The sequence below is a fragment of the Erythrobacter sp. S259 genome (assembly GCF_057364965.1).
Genome location: NZ_CP200286.1, coordinates 2155752 through 2173797, shown reverse-complemented (window position 1 = coordinate 2173797; position 18046 = coordinate 2155752). Strand labels below are relative to the sequence as shown.

18 protein-coding genes and 1 tRNA gene are annotated in these 18046 nt (G+C 57.0%); 11 read left to right on the top strand and 8 right to left on the bottom strand.

Annotation, left to right across the window (positions count from 1 at the left end):
* Positions 1–97 precede the first annotated feature (97 nt).
* The gene (gene rbfA / locus AC0V60_RS10300; protein WP_486178375.1) at positions 98–520 is read left to right on the top strand and encodes a 30S ribosome-binding factor RbfA; all 423 of its coding nucleotides are present in this window, start codon (positions 98–100) and stop codon (positions 518–520) included.
* An 18-nt stretch (positions 521–538) separates the two neighbouring features.
* Here rbfA and AC0V60_RS10295 read toward each other — a convergent pair whose 3' ends face one another.
* On the bottom strand, positions 539–1117 hold the full coding sequence (locus AC0V60_RS10295) for a YceI family protein (protein ID WP_486178374.1): 579 nt from the start codon (positions 1115–1117) through the stop codon (positions 539–541).
* Positions 1118–1178: 61 nt separating this feature from the next.
* Positions 1179–2807: an AbgT family transporter gene (locus tag AC0V60_RS10290; RefSeq protein ID WP_486178373.1), complete on the bottom strand. Its 1629-nt coding sequence runs from the start codon at positions 2805–2807 to the stop codon at positions 1179–1181.
* Between the two features lie 154 nt (positions 2808–2961).
* Here AC0V60_RS10290 and AC0V60_RS10285 point away from each other — a divergent pair, with 154 nt between their 5' ends.
* From AC0V60_RS10285 to AC0V60_RS10255, 7 genes are all read left to right on the top strand, one after another.
* Positions 2962–3555 (top strand): thymidine kinase, encoded by a 594-nt coding sequence (locus AC0V60_RS10285; RefSeq protein WP_486178372.1) that lies wholly within the window; start codon positions 2962–2964, stop codon positions 3553–3555.
* Positions 3556–3588: 33 nt separating this feature from the next.
* Complete coding sequence (locus tag AC0V60_RS10280; RefSeq protein WP_486178371.1) at positions 3589–4305, top strand: site-2 protease family protein; 717 nt, start codon at positions 3589–3591, stop codon at positions 4303–4305.
* 11 nt (positions 4306–4316) lie between these two features.
* Entirely contained in the window at positions 4317–4850 is a 534-nt protein-coding gene (locus AC0V60_RS10275; RefSeq protein WP_486178370.1) for a GNAT family N-acetyltransferase, read from the top strand.
* The gene (gene truB, locus AC0V60_RS10270) at positions 4843–5874 is read left to right on the top strand and encodes a tRNA pseudouridine(55) synthase TruB (protein WP_486178369.1); all 1032 of its coding nucleotides are present in this window, start codon (positions 4843–4845) and stop codon (positions 5872–5874) included. Before AC0V60_RS10275 ends, truB begins: the two co-directional genes overlap by 8 nt.
* 11 nt (positions 5875–5885) lie before the next feature.
* Entirely contained in the window at positions 5886–6155 is a 270-nt protein-coding gene (gene rpsO, locus AC0V60_RS10265) for a 30S ribosomal protein S15 (protein WP_298308532.1), read from the top strand.
* Positions 6156–6433: 278 nt separating this feature from the next.
* On the top strand, positions 6434–8725 hold the full coding sequence (pnp, locus tag AC0V60_RS10260; RefSeq protein ID WP_486178368.1) for a polyribonucleotide nucleotidyltransferase: 2292 nt from the start codon (positions 6434–6436) through the stop codon (positions 8723–8725).
* Between the two features lie 71 nt (positions 8726–8796).
* Positions 8797–9483 carry a spermidine synthase gene (locus AC0V60_RS10255; RefSeq protein ID WP_486178367.1) on the top strand — a complete coding sequence of 229 codons (687 nt, stop codon included), beginning with the start codon at positions 8797–8799 and terminating at the stop codon, positions 9481–9483.
* Positions 9484–9494: 11 nt separating this feature from the next.
* Here the strand turns inward: AC0V60_RS10255 and ahpF are convergent, their stop codons facing one another.
* The 5 genes from ahpF to AC0V60_RS10230 all read right to left on the bottom strand — a co-directional run bounded on the left by ahpF (position 9495) and on the right by AC0V60_RS10230 (position 14268).
* Entirely contained in the window at positions 9495–11084 is a 1590-nt protein-coding gene (ahpF, locus tag AC0V60_RS10250) for an alkyl hydroperoxide reductase subunit F (RefSeq protein ID WP_486178366.1), read from the bottom strand.
* Positions 11085–11268: 184 nt separating this feature from the next.
* Positions 11269–11835 carry an alkyl hydroperoxide reductase subunit C gene (gene ahpC, locus AC0V60_RS10245; protein WP_486178365.1) on the bottom strand — a complete coding sequence of 189 codons (567 nt, stop codon included), beginning with the start codon at positions 11833–11835 and terminating at the stop codon, positions 11269–11271.
* Between the two features lie 189 nt (positions 11836–12024).
* Entirely contained in the window at positions 12025–12951 is a 927-nt protein-coding gene (locus AC0V60_RS10240) for a DUF481 domain-containing protein (RefSeq protein WP_486178364.1), read from the bottom strand.
* 15 nt (positions 12952–12966) lie between these two features.
* A complete protein-coding gene (locus AC0V60_RS10235; RefSeq protein WP_486178363.1) occupies positions 12967–13494 on the bottom strand; it encodes a DUF1993 family protein in 528 nt (175 codons plus the stop codon).
* Positions 13495–13593: 99 nt separating this feature from the next.
* Positions 13594–14268, bottom strand: coding sequence for a GcrA family cell cycle regulator (locus tag AC0V60_RS10230; protein ID WP_486178362.1), 675 nt, complete (start codon positions 14266–14268; stop codon positions 13594–13596).
* A gap of 78 nt (positions 14269–14346) precedes the next feature.
* Between AC0V60_RS10230 and AC0V60_RS10225 the strand changes: the two genes are divergently transcribed.
* Positions 14347–15234: an ABC transporter permease gene (locus tag AC0V60_RS10225; protein ID WP_486178361.1), complete on the top strand. Its 888-nt coding sequence runs from the start codon at positions 14347–14349 to the stop codon at positions 15232–15234.
* A gap of 5 nt (positions 15235–15239) precedes the next feature.
* Here the strand turns inward: AC0V60_RS10225 and hspQ are convergent, their stop codons facing one another.
* On the bottom strand, positions 15240–15620 hold the full coding sequence (hspQ, locus tag AC0V60_RS10220) for a heat shock protein HspQ (RefSeq protein WP_486178360.1): 381 nt from the start codon (positions 15618–15620) through the stop codon (positions 15240–15242).
* A gap of 150 nt (positions 15621–15770) precedes the next feature.
* Here hspQ and AC0V60_RS10215 point away from each other — a divergent pair.
* Positions 15771–15860 (top strand) — tRNA-Ser (locus AC0V60_RS10215).
* Positions 15861–16108: 248 nt separating this feature from the next.
* Positions 16109–17839, top strand: a complete 1731-nt coding sequence (locus AC0V60_RS10210) for a DUF6538 domain-containing protein (RefSeq protein ID WP_486178359.1) — start codon at positions 16109–16111, stop codon at positions 17837–17839.
* Positions 17840–18046 lie beyond the last annotated feature (207 nt).

Below are 18046 nucleotides of genomic sequence, written 5' to 3'. Positions count from 1 at the left end.
CCTCTCGATATGCAGTGGTTCGGCGGTTTGAATCGTTTAGTTACACCTCTGCCAAGAATTGCTCGAAACATGGCGAGCTTGCCGCTAAAGGGTGCGCATGGCCAAACGACAAGATCACACCAGTGAGCAACACTCGGTCCGCGTCCTTAAAGTGGGGGAGCGAGTGCGTCATATCCTGTCCGAGCTGCTTGCCCGGCAAGTGGTGCACGATGATGTGGTGAGCGCGTCCAACATCGCGGTGACCGAGGTGCGCATGACGCCTGACCTCAGAAACGCGACGGCCTATGTGAAGCCGCTTTTGGGCAGTGCGGAGAATGACGTGGTCAGGGCCCTGCGCCAAAACACCGCATTCCTCCAGCGCGAGGTTGCCAAGCGATTAGGGCTCAAATTCGCCCCTAAGCTCAAGTTTCGCAAGGATGAGAGCTTTGCCGAAGCGGACCGGATTGAGGAACTGCTGCGCGATCCCAAGGTGGCCAGAGATTTAGACGACGACTTAGCTGGCGATTTGACCAACGATTAGGCCGATAAAGAATAGGCCTTATTGCGGTACGATCCGCGCGCGCAAGCTGATATCGACCTTATTGCCGACGATAAGTTGAAAACTTTTCATACCGTAATTGCGCCTGTCAATCTTAGCTGTTGCGGTGAAATTGATCGGGTCGTTGGCGCCTGCGGTCAAAGGATTGCGGTCAAATTTGACTTTCAACGTCTGGTCGCGGGTCACGCCGCGCGCGGTGAGCCGGCCGGTCATCGAACCTTCTTTCGCGCTCGTCATTTTGAGCGCGCGGCCTTTGAAACGGATGGTCGGATATTCGTCGACCCAGAAGAATTTCTCGCCCTTCAGCCGGTTTAAAGTCACCGTGTCAGGCGCGGTGATGGCTGTCGCATCCCAAGTGACATCAATCTCAGTCTTGGCCGGGTCATTACCCACAATGGTCGCTGTGCCGCGCACTTTGGGAAAGGTTGCGGTTTTGCTGGAGAGGCCGAGGAAGGGAACCTTGGCGCTGAGGAGCGAATTGCTCTGATCTATGCGGTAATTGACGGGCGCATCCAAATTGGCTGCCAGAAAGGCAGCGAACAGCGGAAGCAACATTAGACGTCGCAGAAAGGGGATCATTGTAAGCTCTCCTTGTCTCTTATCATCGCCCGCCCAGATAGGTTGCAGCCCCTCGCACTATTCATGAGGTGCCGGGAAGCGAATAGGCCACTGGCGCATCAGGTCCGAGCGGAATGCCGAGATAGAACCAAATCACGATCAGCAGTGTACCAGAGATCAGCAGCCAGATCGAATAGGGCAGCATGGTCGCCGTCAGACTGCCAAGGCCGAAGCTCGGCACCCAGCGCTGCGCAAAGATCAAGATCAACGGGAAGTAAACCATCAGCGGCGTGATGATATTGGTCGCGCTGTCACCCACACGGTAAGCGGCGGTTGCGCCCTCAGGGCTGATCCCCAGAAGCATAAGCATCGGGACAAGGATCGGGGCGAGGAGGGCCCATTTGGCGGAGGCTGAGCCCACAAACAGGTTCAGCATCCCTGCAAAAATCACCATCAGGCCAAGCACAATCGGCAGCGGTAGGCCGGTCGATTGGATCGCGGCGGCTCCATGAACCGCTGAGATAAGGCCAAGGTTGGACCATGAGAACATCGCGACAAAGTGCGCGGCGGCAAAAGCGAGGACAAGGTAATAGCCCATGTCCTTCATCGCTTCGGCCATCATATTGACGAGGTCGCGGTGGTCTTTGATCGTGCCAACCGCCTTACCATAAGCCCAACCGCAAGCGAGGAAGAGCACGAAGAAGGCTGCAACCAGAGACTGGTAAAAGGGCCGCAGTTCGCCGTGGATCGAGCAATCGGGAATGCGCGCGCCCTCTTCTGTCAAACATGCCGCTTCGTTGATGAGAGGCGTGCCCGGTGCGAACACCATAACCGTCCAAAGCACCACAACGCCCAGCGCAGCGAGCCCTGCATTGCGCAGACCCTTGCCTGCGTTTTCAGGAGACGCCTCAGCGACCGCATCATCACTGCCCGCAACAGGTTTAGCACCGCCCGTCCATGGGCCAAGCTTGGGTTCGATCACCTTGTCGGTGACGTACCAGATGATCGGCAGATAAAGGAACGTCATCGCGGCAATAAAATACCAATTGCCCGCTAGGTTTGCGCTCCAAGCAGGATCAAGCGCGCTTGCGCCGACAGCCTCCTCCGTGATGCCAAACAGCAGCGCATCGAGTTGCCCCGGAGAAATATTGGCGGAGAAGCCCCCTGAAACCCCTGCAAACGCCGCGGCAATCCCGGCCAAGGGGTGCCGTCCAGCGGCTGCGAACAGGATACCTGCAAGCGGTATCAGTACCACATAGCCAGCGTCCGCTGCGTGGTTTCCAATCATCGCGACCAGCGCCACAACCGGCGTGAGCAGGCTCACAGGAGCGCTCTTCACCGCGCTCGACATGCCAGCGGCGAAGAAACCCGAACGCTCGGCGACCCCTGCGCCCAGCATCACAACAAGGACATATCCGAGCGGGTGGAAGTGGGTGAAGGTCTTGGGCATTTCGACCCAGAGTTTCTGGATGTTGTCAGGCGCGAGCAAGCTCACCGCGTTGATGACCTCAGGATTGCCCGCCTCATCCACGCTTGTGGGGTGGAGGGCCGACACACCGATAGCTGCCAAGAGGACCGAAATCGCGACCAGCGCAAGGATCAAATAGAAGAACAAAAACACCGGATCAGGCAATTTGTTGCCTGAACGCTCAACCCAGCCCAAAAAGCCGGTCATGCTCTGATGCGTATTCCCCTCGGCAGTCGATGCCATGTGTGATCCCCGTTTCAATCTGAATTTGGCTTCTGGCTAGCATTGCCGATCCTGCCTGTCACATCAATGAATGAGCACTCATCAACAGGCCTTTGCACAGACATGGGACCAAAGCCCTTCGACACGCTCAGCGCGAACCGGTTAGTGTGCACCCATGGCCAAGCTCTATTTCTATTATGCCAGCATGAATGCGGGCAAAAGCTCCTCGCTCCTGCAAGCCGACTTCAATTACCGCGAGCGCGGCCAAGCGACCATGGTGTGGACGGCAAAGCTCGACACGCGCTCACGGGGCCTTGTGAAAAGCCGGATCGGGCTTGAGGCCGATGCGCATCTATACGAGCCTGACACTGACCTTAAGGCGCGCATCCTTGAAAAGCACGCCAAAACGCCGCTTGACTGTGTGATGGTAGATGAAGCGCAGTTCTTGACGCAGGGCCAGGTTTGGCAACTCGCCGCTCTGGCAGATGAGCATGGCATTCCGGTGCTGTGTTACGGGCTTCGCACAGACTTCCAAGGCGAGCTTTTTCCCGGTTCTGCGGTCTTGCTCGGAATTGCGGACGCGCTGGTTGAGATGAAAGCGGTGTGCTGGTGCGGGCGCAAAGCCTCGATGAATTTGCGCGTTGACGGCTCTGGCAATCCGGTGCGTGAAGGCGAGCAGACTGAGATCGGCGGCAATGACCGCTATGTGGCGCTATGCCGCAAGCATTTTAGCGCCGCCCTGAGGGGGGATACCGGCGCACTTGGCTAGCGGGGAGCGTTTGGCATCCCTACATAGATGCCAATGTCCGATACACTGAGCTTTGCCGCCATATTCATCCCCTGTTTGATCATCGCCATCGTGTTTCACGAGGTGGCACATGGTCTTGCCGCGAAAGCCTTGGGTGATCCGACCGCAAGCGAGAAAGGACGCCTCAGCCTCAATCCGCTGCGCCATGTCGATCCCGTTGGCACTTTGCTTGTCCCGGGCGGATTGCTGCTTTTGGGAGCGCCTGCTTTTGGCTGGGCGAAACCGGTTCCTGTCAACAAATGGCGGCTCAGAAACCCGCGCTTTGGCATGATGGCGGTGGCCGCGGCGGGTCCTGCAAGCAATTTTGTGCTCGCCTTTGTAGGGGCGGTTTTACTGGGCCTTATGGGGACCGTGGGTGCAAGCTGGGCAGAGGGTGAAACGGCTCTTCCCATGCTGATTGCGCCTGATGGAACCACTTTGCCGGTCGCAACGGGGCTCTATCTATTTATCTTGATCAACGTGTTTCTGGGGCTGTTCAATCTGCTCCCGATCCCGCCTTTTGATGGTTCGCACATAGTTGGCGGGCTGCTGCCGCGACCTTTGCGCACTCAGTGGGAGAAGCTTCAGCGGCTGGGCATGGTGCTAATCGTGGGCGTCATTGCGTTCAGCTGGATTTTCGGGACCGGCTGGATGGAGGCGACGGTTTTGCCATTGGTGGCCGAGGTGATGAGCTATTATGAGGGTCTCGCAAACGCGGTCGCGTTGGCCTAAGGGGCCGGGTCATGGAAGCGCTTTCTTGCATTCTTGAACAGGCCCCCGTGCGTTTGGTGCCGCTTGCCGATGAGCATATCGAGCCGCTGCGGCGTGCTTGCCGGGAAGATCAGGAGATCTGGGAGGTTTACCCGGTGAACCTTGGCGGCGACGGGTTTGATGCAGCGCTCGATCTGTGGCGCTCATCGGGCTGGGTCAATTTTGCGGTGGTCGATATGCGCAGTGAAAAGCTGGTTGGTACGACAAGTTATATCCGTCCGGCCCCATCTGGTGTCGTTGAAATTGGCGGGACATATATCACGCCGAAGGTGCGCGGAGGGCCATTCAACACGGTGATGAAAAAGCTGCTCATCGACCATGCCTTTGCCTGCGGGTTCCACAAGGTTGAGCTGCGCGCGGACACGCGCAACAAACGCTCGATCGCTGCGATAGCCAAGCTGGGCGCGAAGCATGAAGGAACTCTGCGCGGCAATATGGTGACTTGGACTGGCTATCGCCGCGATACGGCCGTGTTTGGGCTCTTGAAGAATGAATGGGATGGCTGAAGCAGGCCCCGATAAACTTCCCGCACCAAATGGCTGGATTATCCTCGATAAACCGCGCGGGCTTGGCTCGACGCAAGGTGTGGCAGCGGTAAAACGGAACCTTCGCCAAGCAGGGTACGCCAAAACCAAGGTTGGGCATGGCGGGACGCTTGATCCGCTGGCCGAAGGGGTGTTGCCAATTGCCTTGGGCGAGGCGACGAAGCTTGCCGGGCGGATGCTCGATGCGAGCAAGATTTATGAGTTTACGGTCAAGTTCGGCGAGCAAACAGCAACGCTCGATACCGAAGGCGAGGTGGTGGAGCGCTCTGATGTGCGGCCCACTTTGGCCGAGGTCGAGGCGGTGTTGCCGCGGTTTACCGGACCCATTCAGCAGGTGCCGCCAGCGTACTCAGCTCTCAAGGTTGATGGGAAACGCGCTTACGACCTTGCGCGGGCTGGGGAGCAGGTGGAATTGAAAACGCGCGCGGTGACCATTCACTCCCTCACAATCCTCCCCGAAACGGGGAGGGGGACCGCGAGCGCCGCTCGGGGTGGAGGGGAACCTTCGGCTAAGCGCGACCTGCCCCTCCACCACGCTACGCGCGGTCCCCCTCCCCATGTTGGGGAGGACTGTGTGACCCTCACCGCCCACGTTTCAAAGGGCACATATATCCGCTCTCTTGCACGGGACATCGCGCGCGCACTTGGAACCTGTGGCCACGTCACCTTCCTCCGGCGAACGAAGGCGGGGCCATTCCTCGAGGGACAAGCGATTTCGCTGGACAAATTGAACGAAATCGCTAATGGCGCGCACTTATCTGACCTACTCTTGCCGTTAGAGGCAGGGCTGGACGACATCCCGGCCCTTCACCTCTCCCAGACAGACGCGCAGGCGGTCCAACAGGGCCGGGTCGTGTCTGGATTGCCCCAACCCGCCGGGCTGTATTGTGCGATGCTGGAAAATGTTCCGGTGGCGCTGGTGCAAGTTACGGATGGTCAAACCAAGGTGGTCAGGGGTTTTAACCTTCCCGATGTCGCTGAGTAGAAAGAGAAAATATGTCGGTAGCACCCGAGCGTAAGACTGAAATCATCAAGGACAACGCGCAAGCCAAAGGCGACACCGGTTCGCCAGAAGTGCAAGTCGCGATCCTGACCGAGCGTATCCGCAACCTCACCGAGCACTTTAAAGCCAACCACAAGGACAACCACTCACGTCGTGGCCTCCTGATGATGGTGAACAAGCGCCGCAATCTTCTTGCCTATCTTAAGAAGAAAGATGTGGAGCGTTATAACGCGCTGATCCAGAAACTGGGTCTGCGGAAATAAGAGTTTTGAAAGGGCGGGTCCGGTTGGAGCCGCCCTTTTTTCACAAACGTGAGTCCCAGCGAATGCTGGGACCTCCCTCCAGCAGGCACACTGCTTGCGGCACGAGGCCCCAGCCTTCGCTGGGGTTCACAATTGGGGGAAAGTAAGGGGCACGGGTCACAATTCGGTGATCCAGCCTTGGGGCTTAGCACACTACGCCCCGGACCGGACCGGGACGGTTTCCCCGGAATTGTAGGCCCCGCGCGCAATGAGGCGTCGCGGGTTCAAAAGGAAAATCCATGTTCGACACGAAAACCGTATCGCTGGAGTGGGGCGGAAAAACCCTCACTCTGGAAACAGGCCGTATTGCCCGTCAGGCAGACGGCGCTGTATTGGCTACCTATGGCGAGACAGTGGTGCTTTGCGCCGTGACCGCCGCCAAATCAGTGCGCGAGGGACAAGACTTCTTCCCACTGACCGTACACTATCAAGAAAAATTCTCAGCCGCTGGCCGTATCCCGGGCGGTTTCTTCAAGCGCGAAGGCCGTGCGACGGAAAAAGAAACGCTCACATCGCGTCTTATCGACCGTCCTTGCCGCCCGCTCTTCCCAGAAGGTTTCTACAACGAAATCAACGTCATCTGTCAGGTCATGTCCTATGATGGCGAGACCGAGCCAGATATCCTTGCGATGATTGCTGCCTCGGCTGCTCTCACTATTTCTGGTGTTCCTTTCATGGGCCCCATCGGTGCAGCGCGCGTTGGCTTTAGCAATGACGGCGAATACATCCTCAACCCGAAAGTTGACGAAGCGCTTGGCGAAGATGGCCGGCTCGACCTTGTTGTTGCAGCGACACAGGACGCTGTGATGATGGTGGAATCAGAGGCTAAAGAGCTGACCGAGGAAGAAATGCTCGGCGCTGTGATGTTCGCCCACGAAGAGAGCCGCAAGGTTATCGGCGCGATCATCGAACTGGCTGAACAAGCTGCCAAAAGTCCGTGGGAAGTCGACGTTTCTGACGACACCTCCGAGATCAAAGAAAAGCTGCGCGGCATCGTTGGTGATGACATTGCAGCCGCATACAAGCTGACCGACAAATCGGCCCGCTCGGACGCTCTCAACGAGGTGCGCGCTAAAGCGAAAGAGGCCTTCGCCGAAGAAGAGCCGCAAACGCAAATGGTCGCCAATAAAGCGGTCAAGAAGCTCGAAAGCGAAATCGTTCGCGGGGCTATCATCAAAGACGGCACCCGGATCGACGGCCGTAAGCTTGATCAGGTTCGTCCGATCGAAGCCATGGTTGGTCTGCTTCCGCGCACCCACGGTTCGGCTCTGTTCACGCGCGGTGAAACGCAGGCGATCTGCACCACCACGCTTGGCACGAAAGATTCCGAGCAGATGATCGACGGGCTCGAAGGCCTCTCCTACACCAACTTCATGTTGCACTATAACTTCCCGCCCTATTCGGTCGGCGAAGTGGGCCGTTTCGGCTTTACCAGCCGCCGCGAAACCGGTCACGGTAAGCTTGCCTTCCGTGCGCTTCGCCCGGTTCTGCCTACGGTTGAGGACTTCCCGTACACCATCCGCGTTCTGTCAGACATTACCGAGTCAAACGGTTCATCTTCGATGGCCACCGTATGCGGCGGCGCGTTGTCGATGATGGATGCAGGTGTTCCCCTCGCGCGTCCGGTATCGGGCATCGCCATGGGCCTTATCCTTGAAGGCGAGGACTTTGCAGTTCTCTCCGACATTCTTGGCGATGAAGATCACCTTGGCGATATGGACTTCAAAGTGGCCGGTTCGGAGGAGGGCATCACCAGCCTTCAGATGGACATTAAGGTTGCGGGCATCACCCAGGAAATCATGGAAAAAGCGCTCGAGCAGGCGAAAGCTGGCCGCGCGCACATTCTTGGCGAAATGGCGAAGGCGCTCACCGGTTCACGCAACGAGGTCAGCAAGCACGCACCGCGTATCGAGACCATGCAGATCGACAAATCGAAGATCCGCGACGTTATCGGTACAGGCGGCAAAGTGATCCGCGAGATCGTTGCTGAAACCGGCGCGAAGGTCGACATTGACGATGAAGGCACGATCAAAATCTCGTCTTCTAACGCTGATGAAATTGAAGCGGCGAAAAAGTGGATCGAAGGCATTGTGGAAGAAGCCGAAGTTGGCAAGATCTACAACGGCAAGGTCGTCAACATCGTCGATTTTGGCGCATTCGTTAACTTCATGGGCGGCAAGGACGGTCTCGTCCACGTCTCCGAGATGAAGAACGAGCGCGTTGAAAAGCCAACCGACGTCGTCTCCGAAGGCCAAGAGGTGAAGGTCAAAGTCCTCGAGATCGACCAGCGCGGGAAGGTGCGTTTGTCGATGCGGGTTGTTGACCAGGAAACCGGCGAAGAATTGGAAGACACACGCCCACCTCGTGAGCCGCGCGGTGACAAGCCACGCGGTGATCGCGGTGATCGGCGCGGTCCACGTGGCAATCGCAGCCGTGGCGGAGACCGTGGTGGTCGCCGTGATGGCGGCGGCGGCGGCGATAAGGGCGGCAATGACGGCCCAGCGTCGATGCCCGATTTCCTGAAGGACTAATGCTTCAAGAATGGATGACAATAGAAGGGCCGCCCCATAAGGGTGGCCCTTTCTTTTTGAAGGCCAACGCAATGCTCAAACGTGAACTCATAGACACCGTCGAGATACCCGACGGTGAAGTGCTCGAGCTCTTTCAGCACGGGCGCGATTTCATGATTGTGCTTGGTTACAATGAGCTGATGAGCACGCGCATGCGGTTCTCTGAAGAGCAATTGGCGGAATTGACGCTCGACCGGTTGGACAAGCCAAACCCGCGCATCCTGATCGGCGGCTATGGCATGGGCTTTACTTTGCGCGCGGCTTTGGCGCGCTTGCCCGACAATGCTGAGGTTGTGGTTGCGGAAATCTCAGACAAGATCGTCGAATGGGCAAGAGGGCCCATGGCTGATTTGACAGGAGAATGCCTGAAAGACCCGCGCCTCGACCTCAAGATCTGCGATGTGGCGGCGCTTATCGACGATGCCAATGACGGCACTTGCGCTAAGTTCGACGCGATCTTGCTCGATGTCGACAATGGCCCCGATGGCATGGTGCGCGCCGATAACAATCGCATCTATTCGCGCACCGGCCTTGGGAAAGCGCGCGATGCGCTTAACCCCGGCGGAATCGTCTCGGTGTGGTCAGCCGCGCCCGATCACGGCTTTCGACGCCGCATGCAAGAGGCGAGGCTTGATGTTGAAGAAGTCAGTGTGCGCTCTCGCCCGAACAACAAGGGCGCGCACCATGTGATCTGGTTCGGAAAAAAGCGCGGGAGTTAGGGACAGGATACTTAGGCCGCCTCGGCGATGTCCTCAGTAGGCTCGTTGCGGATGAGATAGTCAAATGCGCCTAGCCCAGCTTTTGCGCCTTCGCCCATGGCAACGACGATCTGCTTGTCGGGCACGGTGGTCGCATCGCCCCCAGCATAGATGCCGGGGAGGTTGGTCGCCCCGTGTGCGTCGACGATAATCTCGCCATGTTGGGAGAGTTGGAGGCCGGTGCCTTGGAGCCATTCGGTGTTTGGCACGAGGCCGATTTGAACGAAGACGCCCTCGAGCGCGATAGTGCGCTCTTCGCCGGTCTTGCGGTCCTTTAGCACGAGGCCATTGCAGCGCGATCCATCTCCGGTGATCTCGGTCGTCTCGCCATTGGTGACGATTTCGACATTGGAAAGCGAGCGCAATTTGGCCTGAAGCACCTCGTCGGCGCGAAGCTTGGTGTCAAACTCGATGAGGGTCACATGGCCGACGATCTTGGCAAGGTCGATGGCCGCCTCAACACCCGAATTGCCGCCGCCTATGACCGCGATGCGCTTGCCTTTGAACAGCGGGCCATCGCAGTGGGGACAGTAAGCAACGCCCTTATTGCGGTATTCAGCCTCGCCCGGAACGCCGAGGTTACGCCACCGTGCACCGGTGGAAAGAATGAGAGAGCGCGATTTTAGGACTGCGCCATTGGCGAAGGTGACCTCGTGCATGCCGCCCGCCTCGGTGGCGGGGTTGAGCTCTGTCGCGCGGGCCAGGTCCATCAGGTCGATGGCGTTCTCATTGGTCTGCGCTTTAAGGTTGTCTGCAAGCTTGGGGCCTTCGGTGTAGCTGGTGCCGGGCAGGTTCTCGATGCCGAGCGTGTCTTGCAACTGCCCGCCAAAGCGCTCGGCTGCGATGCCTGTGCGGAAACCTTTGCGCGCGGTGTAGATGGCCGAAGCCACGCCAGCAGGACCGCCTCCGATGACGAGGACTTCGAACGGGTCCTTGGCAGAGAGTTTCTCGGCGGCCTTCTCATCGGCGCCGCTGTCCAGTTTGGAGAGTATTTCAGCCAGCTCCATCTTGCCGTTGTAAAAGCTTTCCCCGTTGAGGAAGGTGGCTGGCACTGCGAGAACGCCGCGGTTCTCAACCTCATCCTGGAAGGTGCCGCCTTCGATGAGGGTCGCGGTGACATGCGGATTCTCAAGCGCCATGAGCGTAAGCGCCTGCACCACGTCCGGGCAGTTGTGGCACGAGAGCGAGAAGTACATCTCGAACTCATAATCGCCTTCAAGCGCACGGGCTTGCTCGATGAGGTCGGCGTCGATCTTGGGTGGGTGGCCGCCTGCCCACAGCAGCGCGAGGACGAGTGAGGTAAACTCATGTCCCATCGGAAGGCCAGCAAAGCGCACCCACTTAGTCGCGTCAGAGCCGCGGCGGATCACGAAGCTAGGCTTGCGCTCATGCGTGCCGTCAAAGCTCGCGCTCACCATCTCATGCAGGGCGGCAATCTCAGTGAGCAATTCGCGGGTTTGCGCCGATTTCTCGCTCCCATCAAGCGAGGCAACAAGCTCAATCGGCTCGCGCAAATTGGCGAGATATTGCTTCAACTGGGCTTGCATATTGGTGTCGAGCATAGCGGCGAATGTCCGTTGCAGGTGTTTGAGAAAAAGATGGGCTGGAAGCGCCTCACCCAAGGAGAGGGAGAGAGGGGCAGGGCGCTTCCAGACTTTATCGGCCTGAGATCAACTCAGACAGAAGACTGGCATCACAGCGGCGAAAGGAGAGGGGAGAGCGCCGCCTTAATGCCGATTGGTGGAGTTAGATCTTGCCTACAAGATCGAGCGAGGGGGCAAGCGTGTCGGAGCCTTCTTCCCAAGCTGCCGGGCATACCTGACCGGGGTTCGCGCGCACATATTGTGCCGCTTTGATCTTGCGGGTCAGTTCGTTGGCGTTGCGGCCCACACCTTCGCAGGTAATTTCCATGATCTGGATCACGCCGTCAGGATCAACAACGAAGGTCGCACGGTCAGCAAGGCCCATCTCTTCGCGAAGCACGCCAAACTGCTTGGAAAGCGTATGGAGTTGGTCGCCAAGGAATGGGAATTGAAGCTTGCCGATTTTCTCGGAAGCATCGTGCCATGCCTTGTGGCTGAAGTGAGTGTCGGTTGAAACCGCGTAGACTTCGACGCCCATGTCTTGGAGCATGGAGTATTTCTCGCCCATATCCTCAAGCTCGGTCGGGCACACGAAGGTGAAGTCAGCAGGGTAGAAGAAGAAGACGGCCCATTGGCCAGCAATGTCCGCTTCGGTCACGTCAAAAAAGTCTTTGCCAGCTTGGAAAGCGGTCGCTTTGAAAGGTTGGATGGTTGATCCGATAATGCCCATGGTAGTTCCTTTTAATTGGGTTTTTCAATGAGAGGTTTGAATAAGGAACGCAGCACATGGGGATTTGTTGCATCGCAATATAATGCAATAATCCGATCAGCCAGATCGGCTTTGTCGATTGTAATCAAGTTCATGAAAAAATGGGTGAAAGCCGCGCATTGTGCGGTGCACCTATTCTCTCAGATTTGCTTAAAAGCCGTAGATGATTGTGATCCGGCTCAGCGTATCGGTATTGACCGCTCCGGCTGGGGGATCGGTGTCATGTTCCACGGTGTAGGACAGCCTGATCGAGACAGCATCAGAGATGGACGCTTGCAGGCCAGTGTCTGAAACAAAGGTGCTGGAACCGCTCTGAACGAAGGCGCTGACGTCTTGAGTGAAAGTGAGGTTTTCGCTCAGGGCCCAGTCGAAGTCTGCTGCTGCCAGGCCAGCAAAATCGCTGGTGGTGCCTCCGCCGATCAGCTCGGTGCGCCGCCATGCAGGACCAGCTTTGACAGACAGCGTTGGGCCTTCGGTCAGTACGTCATAGCCAAGACCGCCAGAGACAGCGTATCTTGCCCCGAACCCTTGGAAACGGTCGCGCTCGTACTGGCCGAGGGCATAAGCGTACAACCTGTCGTTGAACTTGTAATTGGCCTCGTAAGCGGCGAGGAATTGCTCGCGGGTGGTGATGCCTTCGCTTTCCTGATAATCGGCGCGCGCGGCGAGTTTGTGACGCCACTTGATGCCATCTCTGGTGAGCGCAAGGCTTGCGGTAAGGCCCGTGTTGTCGGCATTGCCTGACGACATAAATGCGCCAAGCTCGCCTTGGCCTGACCAGTTGTCCAGCAGGCCAGCGGACCGCATTTGAGCCTCTTTTGCAGCAGCCTCTTCGCTCGCGTTTGCGGCAAGCTGTGTTTCGAACCCTGCCAGAATTGTGTCGAGCTCTGCCCCATCATCGGGGTTTGTGGTGCGCGCCAGATCAATGACAGTGCGCACCTTCGCCTCGTCACCGGTGGCAATAGCGGCATCAATCATCGCGCGCACAGGCTCTGGCAATTGCGCCGATGCAGCAACCGGACACGCCATCAGAGAAAGGACGGCGAGCCCATCAACAACACGTTTCGTCTTTGGCAAGGTCAAACTCCTCATTCAGGCACCGATGATCCGGGGAATGCCTGTGAAGTCTCGTTTACCTAGGGCGACGCCTTTGTGGCGCAAAATGTCGTAAAAGGTGGTCGCGTGGAAAAAGAAGTGGTGCTGATTAAAGCCCAGAAGGAAGTTCTGACCGGTCATCTCCAGCAGCCTCTTACCGCCCAGCTCAAAGCCGATGGTTTTGTCTGAAATGTCTTCGAGAAACTCCGGCGTGACCGCATTAAGCTGCGCAACCGCATCATCGACCATCGCGCGCATCGCGTCCCAATCGGCGGGTATCTCGGTGAAGTCAGGCGAGAAATACCCGTCTTTGTAGAGATTGATCGCAAAGCCTGAATGCACCCAGCATGCGCGTACATGCCACGGCAGGGACCACATTGTTTCGTGCAAGGTGGCTTCGTAAAGCTCGCTGTCAGCGATGCCGTTGTCGCTGCAATGACTTTGCGCTTTGTCGATGATCCCGCGCATGCCGCCAAGGATCTGCACCGCGTTTGGGACGAAGGCTTCGTGAAGGGTCAGTGCCATGTCATGTTTCTCCTGATTGAAACGGCCTTTTTCATGAAAAAGCCCGGTGGCTGTATCAGCGACCGGGCCTTTCGAAGGGCTGTATTGATGTATGCCCGGTTACCGAACTCGCGGTCCGCCAAAAGGAAGCGGCGGCGGGGGTCTGCGGGCACCGCGCGGAAGCTGTGCCTGATAGGCGCGTCCGCAATGCTCAACACAGTACGGAAAGCCCGGGTTCACTGGCGTACCGCAGAAGTGGAAATCTGGTTCTCCCGGGTGACCCATAGGCCAGCGGCAAACCTTGTCGGACAGATCCAGAATACTGGTTTTGTCCTTTATTGAAGGATCGGGTTTTGCTGGCACGAGGCGCCGCGGCGGCGCTGGCGGGATCGGCGGTTGCTGATCACCGGGACCTTGGCGCAGGAAGCCGCCGGGGCCGACCGAGACGATCTTGGGTAGATCGGGCGTCGGGTTGGGCACAGGCTGGCTGTTGATCGGCGCATCGGGCTGCTGAGCCGAGGGCGCAGGAGACGGTGCAGCGGCGGGCTTTGACGCAGGTTTGGGCGCTGCCTTTTTGGGAGGCGCTGCCTTAGCCGCGGGCTTTTTCGCCGCCGCTTTCTTTTTCTTATCGCCCGATTTCACAGGCGAAGGGCGCGATTTTAGCCCCAAACGGTGCGCTTTGCCGATTACGGCATTGCGGCTCACACCGCCCAATTCTTCTGCGATTTGGCTGGCCGTGGAGCCACCTTCCCACATCTTCTTGAGCGTCTCGATCCGCTCGTCAGTCCAACTCATACTTTATCCGTTCTTTCACGTGCCGCCTGTAGATAGGCAGCTTGTCACAAGACACCAGAGGCCTTAGGCGCATTCGTCATGGAAAGAGACCTTTCAGCCACACCCAATAAAGCGGGCACTCCCCAATCTGAAAATGCAGGCACGAGCACCCGGTTTCCCCCTCGCGGCGTTCCAGTGATCACCGGAATCAATCGTGTGGGGCTCTTGGCGCTCTATATGAAGGAGGTGCGCCGGTTTCTCAAGGTCCAGACGCAGACGATTTGGGCTCCTGCGGTCACAACCCTCCTGTTTTTGGTGATTTTCAGCGTCGCATTGGGCCGAGGCGGGCGCGAGGTTCTTGGCGTTGACTTTGCAAGCTTTGTGGCCCCTGGCCTTATCGTCATGGGAATGATGCAGAACGCCTTTGCCAATTCGTCGTTCTCGCTCTTGGGCGGAAAGATCCAGGGGACCATCATTGACTACCTCATGCCGCCGCTGTCACCCGGGGAGTTGATGGGGGCAATCGTTGGGGCCGCTGTCACCCGCGCTATCTTTGTCGGCGGTGCGGTGGGCCTGGCTATGGTGCTTTGGCCTGGCGTGTCGCTTTCTATTGAGCATCTATGGGCAGTTGTCTGGTTTGGTCTGATGGGATCGGTGATGCTGGGCCTCATCGGCCTTGCGACCTCGATCTGGGCCGAGAAATTTGATCACAACGCCGCCATAAGCAATTTTGTCGTAGCCCCGCTCTCGCTTTTGTCGGGCACATTTTATGTGATCGACAACCTCGCGCCTGCATTTCAAGCAGTCAGCCGCGCGAACCCGTTCTTCTATGTGATTTCGGGCTTTCGTTATGGTTTCCTGGGCGAAAGCGATATTGGTGATGGCGGCGCAGTTATGGCCGCAGCGATTGGCATTGGGGTGTTTAATCTCATCATATCCCTTGCCGTCTACGCCGTCCTGCGCACCGGGTGGAAGCTCAAAAGCTAGGCGCCTTAATGTGTTAGCGAGGGGCGCATCCGGTAGCGACCGTCTTTGAACTGCTCAAACAATTGCGGGACCGTTGGATGATCAACCGGGCCGCCATTGGCATCGCCCACTAGGTTGCCCTGGCTCACATAGGCGACGTAGCTCGATTCCTCGTTTTCGGCGAGCAGGTGATAGAACGGCTGGTCTCGCGGCGGGCGCATGTCTTCTGGGATCGCCTCATACCATTCTTCGCTATTGGCAAAGACCGGGTCCACATCAAAAACGACGCCGCGAAAATCGAACAGGCGGTGGCGCACCACTTCGCCAATTCCAAAGCGGCTGCGGGTTTGTCGCGGGGCATTGATTGTGCGGCCCGCTTGGTAAGAAAAGAAATGAGAGCGTTCCATGAGGTCCAGAATATGGCTGCTCGCGGCGGCAAAACAAGCGATTTTGAGATGAGCGTCCCAGATATGCCCGCATTTTCTTAAGCGAGAACCCTTGGCAAGCGCTAACCGGCAGTGTACCCGGCGCGCTTCTTTGCGATCGCAGAGACATGCGGAGAGATGCCGGAGTGGTCGAACGGGGCGGTCTCGAAAACCGTTGTGCTCTCACGAGTACCCAGGGTTCGAATCCCTGTCTCTCCGCCACTTCTTGCTAAAACCCGCACAAATCCTTAAATCTTGGATAATCGTTTCTCTCTTGTGTCGCAGGTGTGACACACGGTGAGACACAGTCGGCGACCCCAAGACTTGGGAAATCTAGTTGCAGGTTGTGCCCGAAAGGGATCGAATGCGCGATGGTCACAGATCAAGGATCACGAGACCAGAGGCCCGCACCAGAGCTGCGGATTTAGACCAGAATCAATCAGCTTGATGAGTTTCCCGAGACCGGGCCGATGAGCAATTCTCGTCGAAGGGTCTCGTACTTGTCTCGTCGTGGGGGCATCTATTATTTGCGTGTGCGGGTGCCTCACGACTTAGTTGAGCGAGTGGGAAGGTTTGAAATCCGTCGGTCTTTGGGCGTGGCACGATCAGATCAAGCACGACTGCTCGCCGCAAAATACGCTGCACGCGTCTTTGAGGTGTTTAGCATGCTTAGATCGGAGCAAAATTCAAAGGCTGAAATTGTAGAGATAATTCAGTCAGTCTTCTCTGACTTGTCCTTTGACGTGGAGCGTCATCCTTTCGTCTTTAGGGCGAGCGATGTGGATCACGAACTCGCGGCCCAGCTCTCAATGTCCGAGGAGTATGAGGCGGTGCTGTTGCAGGCACTGGAATGCTTCAACCCAGCAAAAAGCGAAATAAAGGGGGCAAGAAGGTTGCTCGCAGAGAAAGTCTCGGTTTTCGGCCAATTGCCGGAAAGTGAGCAGCATGACTTACTTGTCGGAGCATTGCGTGCGTTGATCGAGCAGCAGCGACAGTTTCGCTTTAGACTCAACGAGAGGCTGGTTCCGTACAAACCGCATGACAAATTGTTCGATGTTGCAACTGACCATTCGAGACCTCCAGTTCCTGCGAAAAAGGGGGAAGTATCGCCTGCCGAGCGACCTTCTGGTCCAAAGATCGTCGATCTGGTTGATCGCTATTTGGCGGCGAAGAAGGTTTCTTGCACTGCAAAAACCATCAAAATGATGTCAGCAAAACTAGTGCTCCTCACTGATCACCTCGGCGAGAAAACCCACGTCTCTGAGGTCAGTGTTGATGATATGCGTAGGTTTCGAGATGGCGTCTTGCGACTGAGGAAATCGTATCGCGGCGAGAGTGGTAGCTTTGTGGAACGCCAGACAAATGTCGCAAATGGTCAAGTATCTCTGAAAACTGCCTCCACGACCTTCAAAACGGTTCAGTCGTTTTGGAATTGGGTGGTGAAAGAAAGCTACATTGAATCAAGTCCGGTTGCCAATCTGGCGGTCGATCTTGCTGGCTACAAAAAACAAAAGAAGGACCGGAGACCGTTCGCACCCGAGGAAATCAAGACGCTGTTTTCTGCACCTTTGTTCACTGGATGCCGATCTCGGTTTCGGAGATTTGAACCCGGCACCTCCGTCATCAAAGATGCGAAATTCTGGATACCTGTTTTGGGCTATTACACAGGCGCTAGACTTGGTGAACTGGTTCAACTGCACACCACAGACGTAGTTCTTGATCACAACATTCCGCACATCTCAATAAATGACCAATATGGGGACGGGCACGTCAAGCATTTGAAATCTGATGCGGCAGAGAGGGAGGTGCCAATCCATCCCGATCTCATTGCTTTAGGCTTTGACAAATTCGTTGGTGAGCGATCATCAAAGGCGAAGAAATGCCGTCGATTGTTCCATGAGATTAAGTTCGGTGAAGACGGCCAAGCCTCAACTGTTTTCTCAAAGTGGTTTGCTCGCTTTATGGATAGCCGTGACCTATCGGATAGTAGGCTAGTGTTTCATTCATTCCGGCATGGCGTGCAAGATATCTATCGAAGCTCGCTGGCTCCTCAGTACTTGATTGACGCTATCTTTGGCCACGAGGGCACTCAGACTTCGGATGGCTACAGCCACGATATAGGCCTCGAGGCTAAGCTAAGCACGATGGTGGGCGCGAAATGGCCAATCGTCCTGCCCGAGCTGCTTAGTAACAACGACTGATCGGTTTATGGGGCGATTGCCTGTAGATGACTGCAAATGTGTCCTTGTAATCCGAACTGCGGCATCTTACTTCGAGACTGCTCAATCGTCATGTGATGACCGTGGCCGCAGGCGAGCTGGTTGAGAGTTACCCAAACTAACATGTCCGCTTGGACAGGGAGCTCTCTAATGCCTGACTGTCGAAATTTTCCATTTCCAATACTCACA

Coding starts and splice junctions, on each gene's coding strand:
- ahpF (WP_486178366.1), bottom strand. CDS start 11,084: ATGCTCGACACCAATATGCAAGCCCAGTTGAAGCAATATCTCGCCAAT.
- AC0V60_RS10210 (WP_486178359.1), top strand. CDS start 16,109: ATGAGCAATTCTCGTCGAAGGGTCTCGTACTTGTCTCGTCGTGGGGGC.
- pnp (WP_486178368.1), top strand. CDS start 6,434: ATGTTCGACACGAAAACCGTATCGCTGGAGTGGGGCGGAAAAACCCTC.
- AC0V60_RS10230 (WP_486178362.1), bottom strand. CDS start 14,268: ATGAGTTGGACTGACGAGCGGATCGAGACGCTCAAGAAGATGTGGGAA.
- AC0V60_RS10290 (WP_486178373.1), bottom strand. CDS start 2,807: ATGGCATCGACTGCCGAGGGGAATACGCATCAGAGCATGACCGGCTTT.
- AC0V60_RS10225 (WP_486178361.1), top strand. CDS start 14,347: ATGGAAAGAGACCTTTCAGCCACACCCAATAAAGCGGGCACTCCCCAA.
- AC0V60_RS10275 (WP_486178370.1), top strand. CDS start 4,317: ATGGAAGCGCTTTCTTGCATTCTTGAACAGGCCCCCGTGCGTTTGGTG.
- rpsO (WP_298308532.1), top strand. CDS start 5,886: ATGTCGGTAGCACCCGAGCGTAAGACTGAAATCATCAAGGACAACGCG.
- truB (WP_486178369.1), top strand. CDS start 4,843: ATGGCTGAAGCAGGCCCCGATAAACTTCCCGCACCAAATGGCTGGATT.
- AC0V60_RS10255 (WP_486178367.1), top strand. CDS start 8,797: ATGCTCAAACGTGAACTCATAGACACCGTCGAGATACCCGACGGTGAA.
- rbfA (WP_486178375.1), top strand. CDS start 98: ATGGCCAAACGACAAGATCACACCAGTGAGCAACACTCGGTCCGCGTC.
- ahpC (WP_486178365.1), bottom strand. CDS start 11,835: ATGGGCATTATCGGATCAACCATCCAACCTTTCAAAGCGACCGCTTTC.
- hspQ (WP_486178360.1), bottom strand. CDS start 15,620: ATGGAACGCTCTCATTTCTTTTCTTACCAAGCGGGCCGCACAATCAAT.
- AC0V60_RS10285 (WP_486178372.1), top strand. CDS start 2,962: ATGGCCAAGCTCTATTTCTATTATGCCAGCATGAATGCGGGCAAAAGC.
- AC0V60_RS10280 (WP_486178371.1), top strand. CDS start 3,589: ATGTCCGATACACTGAGCTTTGCCGCCATATTCATCCCCTGTTTGATC.
- AC0V60_RS10295 (WP_486178374.1), bottom strand. CDS start 1,117: ATGATCCCCTTTCTGCGACGTCTAATGTTGCTTCCGCTGTTCGCTGCC.
- AC0V60_RS10235 (WP_486178363.1), bottom strand. CDS start 13,494: ATGGCACTGACCCTTCACGAAGCCTTCGTCCCAAACGCGGTGCAGATC.